This is a genomic window from Quadrisphaera setariae, from assembly GCF_008041935.1.
Classification (GTDB): domain Bacteria; phylum Actinomycetota; class Actinomycetes; order Actinomycetales; family Quadrisphaeraceae; genus Quadrisphaera; species Quadrisphaera setariae.
Genome location: NZ_VKAC01000010.1, coordinates 170,811 through 186,759, shown reverse-complemented (window position 1 = coordinate 186,759; position 15,949 = coordinate 170,811). Strand labels below are relative to the sequence as shown.

13 protein-coding genes are annotated in these 15,949 nt (G+C 74.4%); 4 read left to right on the top strand and 9 right to left on the bottom strand.

Features of this window, described 5'->3' with window-relative positions; genetic code table 11:
* Positions 1-10 precede the first annotated feature (10 nt).
* From FMM08_RS16930 to FMM08_RS16910, 5 genes are all read right to left on the bottom strand, one after another.
* Positions 11-1,288 (bottom strand): MFS transporter, encoded by a 1,278-nt coding sequence (locus FMM08_RS16930; RefSeq protein WP_187279808.1) that lies wholly within the window; start codon positions 1,286-1,288, stop codon positions 11-13.
* Between the two features lie 277 nt (positions 1,289-1,565).
* Positions 1,566-2,486 (bottom strand): carbohydrate ABC transporter permease, encoded by a 921-nt coding sequence (locus FMM08_RS16925; RefSeq protein WP_147927544.1) that lies wholly within the window; start codon positions 2,484-2,486, stop codon positions 1,566-1,568.
* 11 nt (positions 2,487-2,497) lie between these two features.
* Positions 2,498-3,388, bottom strand: coding sequence for a carbohydrate ABC transporter permease (locus FMM08_RS16920; RefSeq protein ID WP_147927543.1), 891 nt, complete (start codon positions 3,386-3,388; stop codon positions 2,498-2,500).
* Positions 3,385-4,704: an extracellular solute-binding protein gene (locus tag FMM08_RS16915; RefSeq protein ID WP_147927542.1), complete on the bottom strand. Its 1,320-nt coding sequence runs from the start codon at positions 4,702-4,704 to the stop codon at positions 3,385-3,387. The genes FMM08_RS16920 and FMM08_RS16915 overlap by 4 nt, the downstream gene beginning before the upstream one ends.
* A gap of 83 nt (positions 4,705-4,787) precedes the next feature.
* Entirely contained in the window at positions 4,788-6,809 is a 2,022-nt protein-coding gene (locus FMM08_RS16910; RefSeq protein WP_255472508.1) for a glycoside hydrolase family 127 protein, read from the bottom strand.
* Positions 6,810-6,980: 171 nt separating this feature from the next.
* On the opposite strand from FMM08_RS16910, the gene FMM08_RS16905 reads away from it, so the two are divergent.
* A complete protein-coding gene (locus tag FMM08_RS16905; RefSeq protein ID WP_255472507.1) occupies positions 6,981-8,003 on the top strand; it encodes a LacI family DNA-binding transcriptional regulator in 1,023 nt (340 codons plus the stop codon).
* Between the two features lie 12 nt (positions 8,004-8,015).
* Here FMM08_RS16905 and FMM08_RS16900 read toward each other — a convergent pair whose 3' ends face one another.
* From FMM08_RS16900 to FMM08_RS16890, 3 genes are all read right to left on the bottom strand, one after another.
* Positions 8,016-8,717 carry a vitamin K epoxide reductase family protein gene (locus FMM08_RS16900; RefSeq protein ID WP_147927540.1) on the bottom strand — a complete coding sequence of 234 codons (702 nt, stop codon included), beginning with the start codon at positions 8,715-8,717 and terminating at the stop codon, positions 8,016-8,018.
* Positions 8,717-9,493, bottom strand: coding sequence for a DsbA family protein (locus FMM08_RS16895; RefSeq protein WP_147927539.1), 777 nt, complete (start codon positions 9,491-9,493; stop codon positions 8,717-8,719). Before FMM08_RS16895 ends, FMM08_RS16900 begins: the two co-directional genes overlap by 1 nt.
* Positions 9,494-9,606: 113 nt before the next feature.
* Entirely contained in the window at positions 9,607-11,592 is a 1,986-nt protein-coding gene (locus tag FMM08_RS16890; protein ID WP_147927538.1) for a serine/threonine-protein kinase, read from the bottom strand.
* Positions 11,593-11,742: 150 nt separating this feature from the next.
* Between FMM08_RS16890 and otsA the strand changes: the two genes are divergently transcribed.
* From otsA to FMM08_RS16875, 3 genes are all read left to right on the top strand, one after another.
* Positions 11,743-13,209, top strand: a complete 1,467-nt coding sequence (gene otsA / locus FMM08_RS16885; protein ID WP_255472505.1) for an alpha,alpha-trehalose-phosphate synthase (UDP-forming) — start codon at positions 11,743-11,745, stop codon at positions 13,207-13,209.
* Entirely contained in the window at positions 13,206-14,030 is an 825-nt protein-coding gene (gene otsB, locus FMM08_RS16880) for a trehalose-phosphatase (protein WP_147927537.1), read from the top strand. Before otsA ends, otsB begins: the two co-directional genes overlap by 4 nt.
* A 167-nt stretch (positions 14,031-14,197) precedes the next feature.
* On the top strand, positions 14,198-15,271 hold the full coding sequence (locus FMM08_RS16875; RefSeq protein ID WP_147927536.1) for an ABC transporter ATP-binding protein: 1,074 nt from the start codon (positions 14,198-14,200) through the stop codon (positions 15,269-15,271).
* Positions 15,272-15,347: 76 nt separating this feature from the next.
* Here FMM08_RS16875 and recR read toward each other — a convergent pair whose 3' ends face one another.
* Positions 15,348-15,947, bottom strand: a complete 600-nt coding sequence (gene recR / locus FMM08_RS16870) for a recombination mediator RecR (protein WP_147927535.1) — start codon at positions 15,945-15,947, stop codon at positions 15,348-15,350.
* Between the last annotated feature and the right edge of the window lie 2 nt (positions 15,948-15,949).

Below are 15,949 nucleotides of genomic sequence, written 5' to 3'. Positions count from 1 at the left end.
AGCCGCGGCGTCAGGCCAGCGCGTCGGCGGACTCGGCGCGGGGTGCCGGCACGGCGGGCTCGGAGGACGAGGACGACGACGAGCGGCCGCCCGAGGCGGGCGCCGCTGCCGCCGGGACCCGCCAACCGCCGACCAGCAGCGCGAGCGCGGCCAGCACCAGTCCGGCGGCGCCCACGGCGGCGAAGCCCCACTGGGCCCCGAACCGGTCCACGGCGACGCCCGTGAGCGGCGCGCCGAAGGCGTCTCCCAGCGTCAGCGCGGAGGCGTGCACGCCCAGCACCAGGCCGCGCACGGTGGCGGGGGTGGCGTGGGTGAGTGCCTCGGCGGTGCCCGCCATGAGCGGGGCGCAGAACAGCCCCGTCGGCACCACGAGCAGCGCCAGCACCGGCCAGCTCCCCGCCAGGGAGACCGGCAGGGCGGTGCCCGCCAGCAGCAGGAGCACGAGCAGCGGGGACGGCCGGTCCTTCATGGCGCCGAAGACGAACCCGCCCACGAGCGAGGCCATGCACCACACCGCGAAGACCAGACCGAGGTGCGGCACGGCGTCCCAGGAGGTCATCACCGCGGACAGCGCGGTGTCGGTGCCGCTCACCGTGACGGTGGCGGCCGAGGTCACCAGCAGCAGCGCCACGACGGGGCGGCTCAGCCAGCTCCTCAGCCGGGGTCGCTCAGCGCGCTCGCCCACCGCCAGGGTGCGCGTGAGCTCGGGGTCGCGCACCGGCGGGTCGAGCACGAACAGCGCCGCACCCGCCACGAGCACGAGCCCGGCCACCGCCGTCAGCGTGGTCGCGGCGCTGGTGGCGGTGTAGAGCGCGATGCCCGCCGCAGGGCCGACGGCGAAGCTCATCTCGACGGCCATCGAGTCCAGCGAGAAGCCGGGGCGGCGCAGCTCGGGGGTGAGCATCGCCGCGAGCGCCTGGCGGGTCACGGAGAACACGGGCAGCGACAGCAGCCCGGCGAGCAGCGCTGCGGGCAGCAGCGCCGAGTACTCCAGGCGCGGGGCGACCACCCAGAAGGCGGTGGAGGCGACGGTGGTGACGGCGACGACGGGCCGCAGGCCCACCCTGTCGACGGTGCGGCCCACGAGCGGGGCACCGACCGCGGCGCCGACGGCGAAGGCCGCGCCGAGCAGGCCGGCCAGGCCGTAGCCGTGCCCGAGGTCGAGCACCACGTGGAGGGTGAGGACGACGGGCGCTGCCGCGATGGGGATGCGCGCGAAGAGCCCGATGAGGATGACGGCGGGGACGCCGCGGCGCGCGAGGACACCGCGGTAGACAGCGAGGGACACGCACGATCCGTTCAGGTACCAGCGCTCAGGGGCGCCGCGGCCGGGTCAGCACCCCGGCGGTGGGCAGACCCGTGACGCGGGCCGGCACTCCCTACAGTGCCAGAGGAGCGCCGCTGATTCCCACTCGAGCAGGGCCGCTCGCGTGGCGCATCGGCGGCCAGGGCGCCATCAGACCGCTGTTTCCGTCGTCTCGAGCCCGCGCAGCCGGGCCTGCCGCTGCTGTTCCCGGCCTCCCCGGGACCGCACCCGAGCGCCCGGCTGCGGGCCGCACGGCGGGTCAGCCCTTGAGGGAGCCGCTCGCCAGGCCGGCCACGTAGTAGCGCTGCAGTCCCACGTAGAGCACCACGCACGGGATCATCGCGATGAGCGCCCCAGCGGCCAGAAGCCCGTAGTCGACGGCGCCGTACGCACCCTGCTGCAGGTTCAGCAGGGCCACCGGCAGCGTGTAGAGCTGCTGCTGGGTGAGGAACGTCAGCGCCCCGAGGAACTCGGTCCACGACGCCAGGAAGGCGTACAGCGCCGTGGTGGCGATGCCGGGCGTCACCAGGGGGCGCAGGACGGAGAAGAAGGTCCGGCCGGTGCCCGCGCCGTCGACGAAGGCGGCGTCCTCCAGCTCCGAGGGCACCGCGGCGAAGGCGTTGCGCATGACGAAGACGCCGAACGGCAGGTTCACGGTGGTGTAGAAGAGCACCAGCCCGAGCAGGCTGTCGGTCAGCCGCATGGCGTTGAGCTGCATGAACAGCGGCGTGATGATCGCCTGAAACGGGATCATGAGCGTCAGCACGATGGCCCCGAAGGCCGCGCCCGAGAAGCGGAACCGGAAGCGGCCGAAGCCGTACCCGGCCGCCGTGGCGACGGCGGCGGTGAGCACGGCCGTCGAGAGCGAGACCACGAGGCTGTTGAGGGTCGCCCGCCCGAGCCCCGCGGTGCCGCCGACGGCCGCGAAGTTGGCGGCCGTGAGGTCGAAGAACGTCGCCCAGGACGGCGCCTCGGTGATGACGGCGTTGGTCTGGAAGGCCCGCAGCAGCGACCACAGCAGCGGCGCAGCGAAGACGAGGACCGCCAGCACCCCCGCCAGCCCGTAGAGGACCAGCTTGGTGCGGGACTCGGCGTGTCCGGCAGCGCTCGGCGTCGTCGTCCCTCTGCCGGGCCGGCGGGGTCCCCCGGTGGCGGAGCGGGTGGGGGCAGCGGTGGCCATGGGCGTCTCCCTCAGTCCTTCTCGCGCAGCAGCCAGAACTGGGTGGCGGTCACCAGGGCCACCACCAGCACGAGCACCAACGACAGCGCGGTGGCGGAACCGACCTGCAGCTGCACGAACGCGCGGTTGTAGATGGCGAGCACCACCGGGGTGGTGTCGGTGCCCGGACCGCCCTGGGTCAGCACGAAGAACTGCGTGAAGGCCAGGAACGAGCCGATCACCGAGAGGATGAGGCTCATGGCGATGGGGCGGCGGAGCATGGGGATGGTGATGTCGCGCTCGCGCTGCCACCAGGTGGCTCCGTCGACCTCGGCCGACTCGTAGCACTCCCGCGGCACGGCCTGCATGCCCGAGAGCAGCAGCACCATGGTCAGCCCGGAGACGCCCCACACCACCAGCAGGCTGATGAGCGCGGTGGCCAGCGGCCCGGAGGTGAACCACGCCGTCTGGCCGTCGGTGGCTCCCACGGCCTGGAGCACGAGGTTCACCGCACCGCTGCCGGGCTGGGCCTCGAGCACCAGCAGGAAGCTCAGCGTGGACAGGCCGATGACGTACGGCAGGAAGAAGAGCGTGCGCAGCAGCGTGGAGCCCCGGCGGTTCGCCCGGACCACCACCGCCATGAGGTAGCCGACCACGAGGATCGGGAGCGTGACGATCGCCGTGTACAGCAGCGTGTAGCCCACCGAGCGCAGGAACGCGGTGTCGCCGGGGATGGCCGCGAAGTTCTCCAGTCCGATGAACCGGAAGGCGCCGACCAGGGGCCAGCTGGTCAGCGAGATGCCGATCGCGAAGACGAACGGCACCAGCACGAAGACGACGACGAACGCCAGCGCCGGCAGCACGAGCAGCAGGCCCGTGGACGAGCGGTGCGTGATGGTGCTGCGCCCCTGCTGCGCGGTCATCGCTGCGCCTGCTCGAGGACGCGGTCGTAGGCGCTCTGCGCCCCGGCCATCGCGCCGTCGACGTCACCGTCGAACACCGCCCGCCTGAACATCTCGAAGTACGGGCTGTCCGGCTGGTTGTAGAGGAGGTTGTAGGACAGGGTGCGCGGCGCGTAGCCGGCCCGGATCTGCTCGAGCGGGGCCACGGCCAGTGGGAACTCCTCGCGGTAGCGGTCGGTCGCGGCGTCGGCGCGGACCGGGAAGTAGCCGCCCACCGGCAGCCGCTCCTGCTGCGCCACGTCGAGCGCGAAGCGGGTGAACTCCCAGGCGGCCGAGGCGTTCTGCGCGCCACGCGGGATGCAGAGGTTGTCACCGCCGGTGAAGAAGGAGACCCCGCCGGTGGGGCCGGGCAGGAGCGAGACGCCGGTGCGGGCGGCGACCTCGGCGGGCTGGTCCATGACGGCGGCGAAGTAGTTGCCGGGCAGCAGCCCGACCTCGCCGGCGGTGAAGTCCGAGCCCCACGAGGTGCCGGTGTCGGAGAAGTTGCCGCGGGGCATCAGGCCCTCGGACCACATCGTCCTGTAGAAGTCGAGGACGGCCCGCAGGGCGCCGTTGCCCTCGATCCCGCCGCGCTGCTCCCCGACCTCTCCGGAGATCATGTCGGTCCCCGCGGCCCAGGTGTGGGGCTGCGTGACGAAGCCGATGATGCCGCTGGCGTTGCCCGCCAGCGACCACCCGTAGGTGTCGCCGCCCAGCTCGCGCACGGCGCGGGCGGCGGCCAGGCACCCGTCGAGGTCGGTCAGGGACGCCGGGTCGACGCTCGCGCGGCCCAGCAGCTCGGTGTTGTGCCAGAGCACGGAGTCGTCGGCCAGGAACGGCAGCCCGTAGACCCTGTCGTCCAGGGTCGACAGCGCCGTCTGGCCCGGGCTCAGCTGCTCGCGCCCCGGCAGCTGGGCCACGAGGTCGGTGAGGTCGGTGAAGACGTCGCGGACGATGAACAGGATCGTGTCGATGTCGTTCATCGCCAGCAGGTCCGGGACGGCCCGGGCGCGGATGGCCGTGGCGAGCTTGGTGACGTACTGCGTGCCGAGGACGGGGGTGAGCTCCACGCGGATGCGGTCCTGGCTGGCGTGGAAGGCGTCGACCACCGCCTGGGTGCCGGTCTGGGTGTCGGAGCGGGCCCACAGGCGGAGCACGCCGGTGGCGTCCTGCCCGAAGCCCGCGGCGGTGGTGTCGGGGGCCGGCAGCACTCCGCTGCCGCACCCCGCGAGCGCCGGCGAGACGCCGGCCAGGCCTGCGAGCCCCGCCAGGGCGAGGAACTCCCGTCTGGTGCGCACCGCTGCGCCCCCTTCCGTGCTGGGTGCCGCCGGGTCCGCCCTGCTGGACGGGCGGACCCGGCGGGGTCTGGGGAGGCTCCCGGTCAGCGCACGGGCAGCCAGACCCGCATCGGGCCGACGCCGCGGTTGGCCCACACCGCGTACGGCACGGCGGTGAGCTCGACGTCGCTCCCCGGCGCCGGCTCGGGCTCGGCCGCGGGCAGCCAGGTGGCCCCACCGCCCTCGTGCCCAGCGGAGCGGCCGCGCGGGTGGAGGACGACGACCCCGCCCAGCAGGTCGTCGCGACGCTCCACGCCGACCGGAGCGCCGGCGTCGACCACGACGTCGTCGACGAGGACCCCCTCGGGCTGGTCGACCTGCTCGAGGGCGTACACGAGCGGGCCGCGCTCGAGGGCGACGGCGCCGCGGGCGTCGTCGACGCGGCGGTCGGCGCGCGAGAGGCGCACGTCGAGCGGGAGGTCGAGCTGGAGCACGTCACCGGCGGCCCAGGCGCGCGTCACGCGGAGGTAGGTGCCGGGCTGCGGCTGGAGCTGCTGGTCGCCGACGCGGGCGGTGGCCCCGGCGGCCCAGGCGGGGACGCGCACGGACAGCGTCCACTGCGCGCCGTCGACGGGCTCCCCCTGACCGACCTCCTCCACCTGCACCCGGACGCCGCCGTCCCACGGGTACCCGGTCTCCACGGCCAGGCGCACCGGACCGACGCCCTCGACCTGCGCGGTCAGCGAGCTCGGCGCGAACAGGTGCAGCTGGACGCCCTCGGTGCCGTCGACGGCGCCCGTGGTGGCGAGGTGGCCGTCGAGGCTGGAGAGGGTCCGCATGATGTTGGGCGGGCAGCACGCGCAGTCGAACCAGCCGCGGCGGCCGTGCGCCGGGCTGCGGTTCTCGAAGGGGTGGGAGCCGTCCCGGAACTGCAGCGGGTTCACGTAGAAGTACTCGTCACCGCTCAGGGAGACGCCGGCGGGGAAGCCGTTGTGGAGCATGCGCTCCGCGGCGTCGGCGTAACGGGCGTCCCCGGTGGACAGCAGCATCCGCCAGGCCCACTGGATCCCCCCGATGGCGGCGCACGTCTCGGCGTAGGCGCGGTCGCTGGGCAGCTCGTAGGGGTCTCCGAAGGCCTCCCAGTCCCAGCGCGAGCCGAGGCCGCCGGTGATGTAGGTCTTCGTGGCCCACATGTGGGCGAACTGCCGCTCCAGGGCGGCCAGCAGCTCGGCGTCACCGGTCTCCGCGGCCACGTCGGCGGCACCGGCGGTCAGGTACACCGCGCGCACCGCGTGGCCCTCCACCGTGGTGGCCTCGCGCACCCGCACCCGGTCGGAGAAGTACGTCGGCTCCTTGCCGTGGCCCTCAATGATCCCGGTGCCGCGCGCCTCGACCATCCAGCGCGCCAGCTCCAGGTAGCGGCGCTCACCGGTCTCGCGGAACAGCTCCACCAGGCCCATCTCGACCACGGGGTGCCCGTCGACGTCGCGCAGCTGCCCCTCGCCGTCGCCGAAGGTCGCGTCGAGGTGGTCGGCCAGCTTCACGGCGACGTCGAGGAGCCCGCGCTCACCGGTCGCCCTGCTGACGGCGACGGCCGCCTGGAACAGGTGCCCGGCGCAGTACATCTCGTGGCTCCACGGCAGGTCGGCGTACCGCCCGCGCTTCCCGAGGGAGCCGTCCTGCACCTGCACCACGGAGTCGAGGTAGCCGTCCTCGGCCTGCGCCGCCGCGACCTCCGCCGTGAGCTCGCGGATCCAGCCGAGCAGCTGCTCGCTGGGCTCGCGCCCGTGCTCCCACGCCGCCGCCTCGAGCCACTTGTGGACGTCGGAGTCCATGAAGATCGGGCCGGTGACCTGCGCGCCCTCGGGGGCGGTGCCCGCGGCGATGCGCAGGTTGGTGAGGTTGCCGGCGCTCTCGAGGCGCTCGCGGCCGGTGGGGATGGCGTTCTCGCGGTTGGCGCGCTGGCGGTCGGCCCAGTAGCCGCCGGTGATGCGGGCGGCGCCGGGGGCCACCGGCTGCAGCGCCGTGGTGCCCGGGGTGGGGCGGACGGGGCCGGCGACCACCGGTGCGGCACCGGCCGGCCCGGCGCCCTGGGCGGTGGTCTGGGCGGTGGTCGTCGAGGCCACGCGGATCCTTCTCTCGCATCGTCGCGGAACGCTAGGAACACGTTTTCTGGAACCGTAGCCGCGATGCTGCCCACCAGACAACCCCTGGTGGAGATGGTCATGGGGTCTACGATCGGCCCGCAGGGGACGACAGACAGGAAAGCTCGATCGCTCCGAGGCGAGGAGGTGCCAGTGACCAGCAGGACCGTGCACCGCCGACCGGCGGTGCGCATCGTCGACGTCGCGGCACTGGCAGGGGTCTCCCCCGGCACCGCCTCCAAGGCGCTCAACGGCACGGGGCAGCTGCGCCCCGGGACCGTCGAGCGCGTGCGGCAGGCGGCCCAGCAGCTCGGCTTCACCCCGGACGGGGTCGGACGCGCCCTGTCCTCCGGGCGCAGCTTCACCGTGGGGCTCGTGACCACCGACAGCTTCGGGCGCTTCACCGCCCCGGTGCTGCAGGGCGCCGAGGACACCCTCGGCGCCGGCGACATGGCGGTGCTGCTGTGCGACACCCGCGACGACGCCCTGCGCGAGAAGCACCTGCTGAAGATGCTGGCGAGCCGCAGGGTCGACGGCGTCATCGTCACGGGCCGGCGCACCGACCCGCGCCCACCGGTCGACCTCGGCGCCGCCGCCGGTGCTGTGCCGGTGGTCTACGCCTTCCAGCCCTCGGCCCGTGAGGGCGACACCAACGTCGTGGTGGACGACGCCGCCGGCGCCGCCGACGCCGCCCGGCACCTGCTCGACCTCGGCCGCCGACGCGTCGGGCACGTCACCGGCTGGCCCGAGCACCACAGCGCCCGCGTGCGGGCCGCAGCCGTGGTCGGTGCGCTCGGCGGGGCGCTGGCCGGCGAGCCGCTGTTCGGCGCCTGGAGCGAGCAGTGGGGCCGCCAGGCCGTGGACGTGCTGCTGCGCCACCACCCCGACCTCGACGCCGTCAGCTGCGGCAGCGACCAGATCGCCCGAGGGGTCTGCGACCGGCTGCGCGAGCTGGGCCGGTCGGTCCCCGACGACGTCGCCGTGACGGGCGTGGACGACTGGGACGTCATGGCGCTGGCCTCGCGCCCGCCCCTGACCACCGTGGACCTGCGCCTGGCCGAGGTGGGGCGGCGCGCTGCGCAGCTGCTGCTCGACGCCGTGGACGGGCGTGACGTGCCGCCCCGCACGGTGCTGCCCGCGCAGCTGGTGCTGCGCGCCTCGACCCTCGGCGCCTGAGGCTCAGAACCCTCAGACGAGGGCGACCCACTGGTCCCAGAAGGCCTGGGCGATGAGGACGACGACGAGCAGGTCCGTCAGCACCGTGAGCAGCAGCCGGTACTCCACCAGCGCGGCGACGGCCCGGCGGGCTCCCCGCGGCACCGGGATGGTCCCGCGGTCGAGGGAGTCGACGGTGGTGGTCCAGAACATCGGGATGACCACCGCCCAGGCGACCATGCACCACGGGCACAGCGCCTTGATCGAGTAGAGGCTCTGGGTCATCAGCCAGCAGATGAAGACGAACCCCAGGGTGATGCCCACCTGCCAGCCCGCCCGCACCCAGCGCGGCAGCGGGGTGCCGGACAGCAGGAGGACCCCCAGCGTGGTCGCGACGGCGAAGGCCGCGATGCCGATGAGCGGGTTGGGGAACCCGAACAGCCGCGCCTGCCAGGTCACCATCACCGACCCGCAGGAGATGAACGGGTTGATGTCGCAGGACGGCGTGTAGCCCGTCGGGTCGAGGAGCAGCTTGATGCGCTCCACCGTCAGCGTGAACGCCGCGAGGAAGCCGATCACGCCGCCGACGGTCAGCAGCAGCCCCAGGCGGCGCGGGGGCACCGGGTCCGCGGAGAGGTGTCCCTCGGCGACTCGCGGTGCGTCGTCGTCCTCGGAGACAGCGGAGGACGACGACGCGCGCGGAGCGGGGGGTCGCACGCCGCTGCGAGCGCTCATCAGCCCGCGACGCCGATGGCCTGGGCCAGCTCCTGCTGGCCGGGAGCCCCGCCCTGGGAGTTCTGGAGCAGCTTGCCGTCGACGAGGACCGTCGGGGTGCCGTTGACCACCCGCTGGCCCTGGGAGTCCGTGAGCTTGAACGCCGCGTCGTTCATCTGCTGGGCGAAGTCGTCGTAGGTGCCGTTCGCGATGCACGTGCCGACGTCACCGCCGGCGGCCTTCGCGATGGACACGATCTTGCTGTCGGTCAGGCCGGTGCCGCCCTCCTCGGGCTGCTCCACGTACATGGCGGTGTTGAACTCGTAGAAGTCCGCCCCCTGCTGACCCGCCAGGCAGTACGCGGCGTTCGCCGCGCGCGTGGAGTACTTCGTGCCGCCGGACTGGCTGTCGAGGAAGGTCAGCGGCCGGTACTCGAGCTTGGTGGTGCCCGCCTGGACCTGCTGGTCCAGCCACGGGCCGACCGCGGCCTCGTAGGCCTTGCAGACCGGGCACTGGTAGTCCTGGAAGATCGTGATGGTGTGCGGGGCGTCGCTCTTGCCGAGCACGATCCCCCCGTCAGCGGTGACCCCGGGCGGCGCGGCTGCGGGCTCGCCCCCACCGGCGCGGCTGATGCCGAACGCCACGGCGCCGACGACCAGCACCAGCGCCACGGCAGCGGCGGAGATGGCGAGGACGCGGTTGCGCCGCTGCTTGCGGGCCTGCGCCTCCCGCATCTGGCGGGCCTTCTCGCGCGCGGCGTCGCGGCGGGCGTCCTTGGTGGTGGGCCGGTCGGGCACGGGGCTTCCTCCAGGGTGTCCGGTCAGCTCCCCAGGCTACGGGCGCCGCCTGGGAGGTCGCTGGACGTCGACGTGGCGCGGGCCTGCGGCTCCCGCCGGACGGCCCGGCGTCGTCAGCCCAGGCCGGGTGGAGCGTCGGTCAGCGGGGTCCAGTCAGGGGTGCCGCCGCTGTTCACCACCACGATGACGCAGGCCACCAGCACCAGCGCCAGCACGGAGACCGCCACGCGGCTGCTGGTCCGTCCGGGCAGCGCCCCGCGGACCGCCGTGCGGGAGCCTCGGCGCACGGTCCGGCTGCCCGGCCCCCACCAGGCCGTCACCGCTCCCACGAGCACGGCCGCCGCCAGCGGCAGCGCCTGCCCCGGCACGGGGGTGCTCTGCGGCGCGATGGCCCACCCCACGAGGAAGGCGGTGCTGACGGCCATGGCCGCGGGCAGCAGGAGGGCGGGCAGCGACGCGAACAGGGCCACCAGCAGCTGGCCCGGCAGCGCCAGCGCCGCCACGGTGCCGTCGGAGCGGCGCGGGCCCCGCTCGTAGCGCCGGCGGACCACGGCGGCGACCGACCTGTCGACCGTGCGCGCCAGCACGACGGCGACGGCGACGGCGGACGCCGCGACCAGCGGCGCCACGGCGCCGAGCGCCACGGCCACGAGCAGCAGCAGGAGCAGCACCGCGCCGGTGGCGGGCCGGCCCTGCTCGGCCCCCTCTCCGATGGGTGCGTACGGGGGGGCCGGCGCCGGGGGCGCAGGCCGCTCGTAGCCCGGCGGGGGCTCGTACGGAGCGCCGGCGCGGTGGGTCCCGTCGTAGGGAGGGACCACCTGGGTCCGGTCGTGCTGAGCGCTGTCGTGCGGGCGCGTCACGGGCGCCTCGGAGGGCAGCACCCTGGTGCTCTCCGACCGCTCGGGCCGGGCGGCGGCGAGCCCGCCCACCAGCTCGGTGGGCGCCTCGGCCCTCCGGGCGGGGCCGCTGCTGCGGGCCGCCGGCTCGGGCCAGGGGACGGGAGCGGCCTCCGGCGGGGCGCCGTCGAGCGGCGGCGCCGCCTCCGGCATGACGGTGGTCTCGGGGAGCGCGGTGGAGGACTGCGCGGAGGAGGGCTGCACGTGCAGAGCTGGAACGGCCGAGGTGCGTGCAGCGGGTCGGTGGAGCGGCACGGCCGCCGTGGGCGCGGCGCTGGAGCCGGTGCGCACGGGCGGCCACGTGCCGACGTCGGGGTCCAGGAGCGCCTGCACGGCCTGGCGCAGGCGTCGCGGCGGGGGGCGCAGCGAGGGCTCCGGCGACAGCGCGGACCGCAGCAGGCCCACCAGCGGCTCCGGGGCGCCGGTGACGTCCGCCGCGCCCCGTCGGACCCTGGACAGCACGGCCTCGGACGGCCCGGTGCCGAACGGGGGGCGGCCCGTGGCGGCGAAGGCGAGGGTGGCGGCCCAGCCCCACCAGTCGCCGGAGGAGGTGGGGGACGCGCCGTCGAGCACCTCGGGCGCCAGGTACCCCGGGGTCCCCATGACCAGGCCCGCGCTGGTGAGCCGGACGTCGTCGGCCACCTGCGCGATGCCGAAGTCGATGACCACCGGGTCGCCGTCGGCCACGAGCACGTTGCCCGGCTTGAGGTCCCGGTGGACCACCCCGGCGTGGTGGATGGCTGCGAGCGCGTCGCCCAGCCCCAGGCCGAGGCGGCCGAGCGCGGCGCCCCCGAGGGGACCCTCGCGCTCGACCAGCAGGTCGAGCGGCGGAGCGGGGACGAACTCGGTGACCACGTAGGGCTGGTCAGCGTCGGGGTCGGCGTCGAGGACCTCGGCGACGCGCGGCGAGCGCACCCGCTGGAGGGCGTCGACCTCACGCGCCAGGCGGCTGCGCGCCGACGGGTCGGCGGCGACGTGGGGTCGCAGCACCTTGATGGCCACCGCCCGCCCGGCCGGGTCGAGCCCCAGGTGGACCACGCCCATGCCGCCGCCGCCGATGACCTGCAGGAGGCGGTAGGGGCCCAGCCGGCCGATGACCGACGGGGTCGCGGGGCCCTGCGACGCCGGCGTCCCGGTGGGCGGACCGGGCGCGCGGAGGGCGGCGCTGTCGCGCGCGCCGAGCCCCGAGGTCCTGGCGTCCACCCCGCCACGGTACGCGGCGGAGGGCCCCCTCGCGTGGCGCGGCGCGGCGGGGCGGCGGTCGCGGGGCGGACGACGCCCGCCTAGGGTCGGGTCCGAGCCAGCTCCCGGGGGGCCGGTGGGAGCTGCTGGACGAGCGGGGAGCTGACGCCGGTGCCGCAGGCCGTGGGCGAGTACGACTTCGTGGTGGTGGCCAACCGGCTCCCCGTCGACCGCGTGGTCGCTGACGACGGGAGCACCTCCTGGCGAACCTCCCCCGGCGGTCTGGTGACGGCGCTGGAGCCGGTGATGCGCCGCGCGGAGGGCGCCTGGGTCGGCTGGAGCGGAGACGCCGGCGAGGCGCCGGAGCCGTTCGACGGCGAGGACATGCACCTCGTGCCCGTGCCGCTGTCCGAGGAGGAGGTCTCGACCTACTACGAGGGCTTCTCCAACGACACGCTGTGGCCGCTCTACCACGACGTCATCGCCGTGCCGACGTACCACCGGGCCTGGTGGGACGCCTACGTCAAGGTCAACCGGCGCTTCGCCGAGGCGGCCGCCGCCCAGGCCGCCCGCGGGGCGACGGTGTGGGTGCAGGACTACCAGCTGCAGCTGGTGCCGGCCGTGCTGCGGGAGCTGCGCCCCGACCTCAAGATCGGCTTCTTCAACCACATCCCCTTCCCGCCGTACGAGCTCTTCGCGCAGATGCCGTGGCGCCGGCAGGTGGTCGAGGGCCTGCTGGGCGCAGACCTCGTGGGCTTCCAGCGGCAGTCCGACGCCAACAACTTCCTGCGGGTCTGCCGGCGCCTCCTCGGGCTCGACAGCCGACGGCACCGCATCACCGTCCGCGACGACGACCGCGGAGAGCGCCAGGTGCACGCCGCGGCGTTCCCGATCTCCATCGACACGCCCGCCTACGAGGAGCTGGCCGCGCAGCCGTCGGTGCAGTCGCGGGTGACCGAGGTGCGCTTCGAGCTCGGAGCGCCGCGCAAGCTGCTGCTCGGCGTGGACCGGCTGGACTACACCAAGGGGATCATGCACCGGCTCAAGGCCTACGGGGAGCTCCTCGACGACGGCGTCGTCGACCCCGAGGACACGGTGCTGGTGCAGGTGGCCACCCCCAGCCGCGAGCGCGTGGACAGCTACCGCCAGCTCCGCGACGAGATCGAGCTGGCCGTGGGCCGCATCAACGGCGAGCACGGCTCGATCGGGCGCGCGGCGGTGCACTACCTGCACCACAACCAGCCGCGCGAGGAGATGTCCGCGCTCTACCAGGCCGCCGACGTCATGCTCGTCACGGCGCTGCGGGACGGCATGAACCTCGTGGCCAAGGAGTACGCGGCCTCACGGCTCGACGAGCGCGGCGTGCTGGTGCTCAGCGAGTTCACGGGCGCCGCCGACGAGCTGGGCGGGGCGCTCCTGGTCAACCCCCACGACATCTCCGGCCTCAAGCGCGCGGTCCACCAGGCGCTGGAGATGCCGGAGAAGGAGCAGACCCGCCGGATGCGCCAGCTGCGACGGCGCGTGCGCACGCACGACGTGACGCGCTGGGCGGAGGCGTTCCTCTCGGCCCTGGAGACGGGACAGGGCTCCGGGGCCGCCACCCCGGAGGCCGAGCAGGCCGCGGCGGGTGCCCGGTGAGCGCGTCGCCGTCGTCGTCGTCCTCGCCTCCAGCGGGGGGTGACGGCGCGCTGCTCAGCGAGCTGCGCGCCGCCATCGACGCCCTGTCCGCAGCGCCGTCGGTGCTGCTCGCGTTCGACTTCGACGGGGTGCTCGCTCCGATCGTCGAGCAGCCCGGTGCGGCGCGTTCGCTGCCGGCCAGCGCCGCGTCCCTCGCCGCACTGGCCCGCGTGGACCGGGTGTCGGTGGCCCTGGTCAGCGGCCGGGCCATGGCCTCCCTGCGCGAGGTGGCCGACCCGCCGGACGGCGCCCTGCTCGTGGCCAGCCACGGCGCCGAGGGCGACGGCGTGCCCAGCGACCTCGACGACGAGCAGCGCGCGCTGCTCGCGCGGGTGGTGGAGGCGGTGCGGGCCGTGGCGGACGCCCACGAGGGGACGCACCTGGAGCTGAAGCCGGCCGGGGCCGTGCTGCACACGCGCTCGGCGGCCCGCGACGCGGCCGCCGAGGCCTCCCGGCTCGTCGCGGACGGTCCTGGCGCGTGGGAGGGCGTGCGCGCGCTGCGCGGCAAGGAGGTCGTCGAGCTCAGCGTGGTCGAGGCCGACAAGGGCAGCGCCCTGGTCGCGCTGCGCGACCGGCTGGCCGAGCGCACCGGGACCCGGCCGGTGGTGCTGTACGCCGGGGACGACGTCACCGACGAGGACGCCTTCGGCGCCCTCGAACCCGCCGCCGGTGACGTCGGGGTCAAGGTGGGCGACGGCGAGACCGCGGCGGAGTTCCGCGTGGGCACCCCCGAGGACGTCTCAGCCCTGCTCCAGCACCTTGTGAGCGTTCTCAGAGGCTGAGTCGCAGGTACGGGGGTTCCGTGATCGCCCCGTCTAGGGCACTATGGGCCGCGGACACCGGCGTCCACCTCGGTCGCCGGTAGCCCTCCGCACGGCCACCGACGGCCAGGCGGAGTCCCTCACTCGGATCGTCCGGCACGTTCCTGCCGGTGGGAGGACGCTTTCTCATGGCTTCTGTGGTCTACGACAACGCGACGCGCCTGTACCCGGGCGGCGAGCGCCCCGCGGTCGACAAGCTCAACCTCGAGGTCGCCGACGGCGAGTTCCTCGTGCTGGTCGGCCCGTCGGGCTGCGGCAAGTCGACCTCCCTGCGCATGCTCGCCGGCCTCGAGGACGTCAACTCCGGACGCATCCTCATCGGCGACCGCGACGTCACCGACGTCCAGCCCAAGGACCGGGACATCGCGATGGTGTTCCAGAACTACGCGCTGTACCCGCACATGACAGTGGCCGACAACATGGGCTTCGCCCTGAAGATCGCCGGCGTCAAGAAGGACGAGATCAAGACGCGCGTCGCCGAGGCCGCGAAGATCCTCGACCTCACCCAGTACCTCGAGCGCAAGCCGAAGGCCCTCTCCGGTGGCCAGCGCCAGCGCGTCGCCATGGGCCGCGCGATCGTGCGCCAGCCCCAGGTGTTCCTCATGGACGAGCCGCTGTCCAACCTGGACGCGAAGCTCCGCGTGCAGACCCGCACCCAGATCGCGCAGCTGCAGCGCCGCCTGGGCGTCACCACCGTCTACGTGACCCACGACCAGGTCGAGGCCATGACGATGGGTGACCGCGTGGCGGTCCTCAAGGACGGTCTGCTCATGCAGGTCGACAGCCCGCGCCGCATGTACGACCACCCGAACAACGTCTTCGTGGCCGGCTTCATCGGCTCCCCGGCCATGAACCTGCTCAACCTCGACGTCGTCGACGGCGGCGTGAAGTTCGGCTCCACCACGATCCCGGTGCCCCGCGACACGCTGCAGGAGACCGGCTCGACGGTCACCATCGGTGTGCGTCCGGAGGACCTCGACCTCGCTGACGACGGCCTGCCCGTCGAGGTCGACGTCGTCGAGGAGCTCGGCGCCGACGCCTACCTGTACGGCCGCGCGAAGCTGGGCTCCTCCGAGCAGCAGATCATCGCCCGCGTCGACGGTCGCCGTCCTCCTCAGGCCGGCTCCACGGTGCGCGTGGTCCCCAAGTCGAACCACATCCACCTGTTCTCGTCCAAGGACGGTCAGCGCATCGGCGACTGAGCTCCGCCCCAGGCGGCTCGGCACCACCAGCACCACCCGAGGGGCGTCCCGCTGCGGCGGGGCGCCCCTCGGCGCGTCAGACGTCGAGGAGGCGACGGCCCTCGAAGGCGCGACCGAGCGTGACCTCGTCGGCGTACTCCAGGTCGCCGCCGACGGGCAGGCCCGAGGCCAGGCGCGTGACGCGCAGCCCCATCGGCTTGAGCATCCGCGCGAGGTACGTGGCGGTCGCCTCCCCCTCGAGGTTGGGGTCGGTGGCGAGGATGACCTCGGTGACCTCGCCCGAGGCCAGGCGCGACAGCAGCTCGCGCACGCGCAGGTCGTCAGGACCGACGCCCTCGATGGGGCTGATGGCGCCGCCGAGCACGTGGTAGCGGCCGCGGAACTCGCGGGTGCGCTCGATGGCGACGACGTCCTTCGGCTCCTCCACCACGCACAGCACGGTGGTGTCGCGCCGCGGGTCGAGGCAGATGCGGCACTGCTCCTCCTGCGCGACGTTGCCGCACACCGAGCAGAACCTCACCCGGCGCTTCACCTCCGTGAGTGCCGAGACGAGGCGGGCCACCTCGTCCTCATCAGCGGCGAGGAGGTGGAACGCCAGGCGCTGGGCGCTCTTGGGCCCCACACCGGGGAGCCGCCCGAGCTCGTCGATGAGGTCTTGGACCGCGCCCTCGTACACGC

What these genes read in the sequence shown, in the direction of transcription:
- FMM08_RS16925 (WP_147927544.1), bottom strand. Translation starts at nt 2,486, where the DNA reads ATGGCCACCGCTGCCCCCACCCGCTCCGCCACCGGGGGACCCCGCCGG.
- FMM08_RS16920 (WP_147927543.1), bottom strand. Translation starts at nt 3,388, where the DNA reads ATGACCGCGCAGCAGGGGCGCAGCACCATCACGCACCGCTCGTCCACG.
- FMM08_RS16900 (WP_147927540.1), bottom strand. Translation starts at nt 8,717, where the DNA reads ATGAGCGCTCGCAGCGGCGTGCGACCCCCCGCTCCGCGCGCGTCGTCG.
- FMM08_RS16875 (WP_147927536.1), top strand. Translation starts at nt 14,198, where the DNA reads ATGGCTTCTGTGGTCTACGACAACGCGACGCGCCTGTACCCGGGCGGC.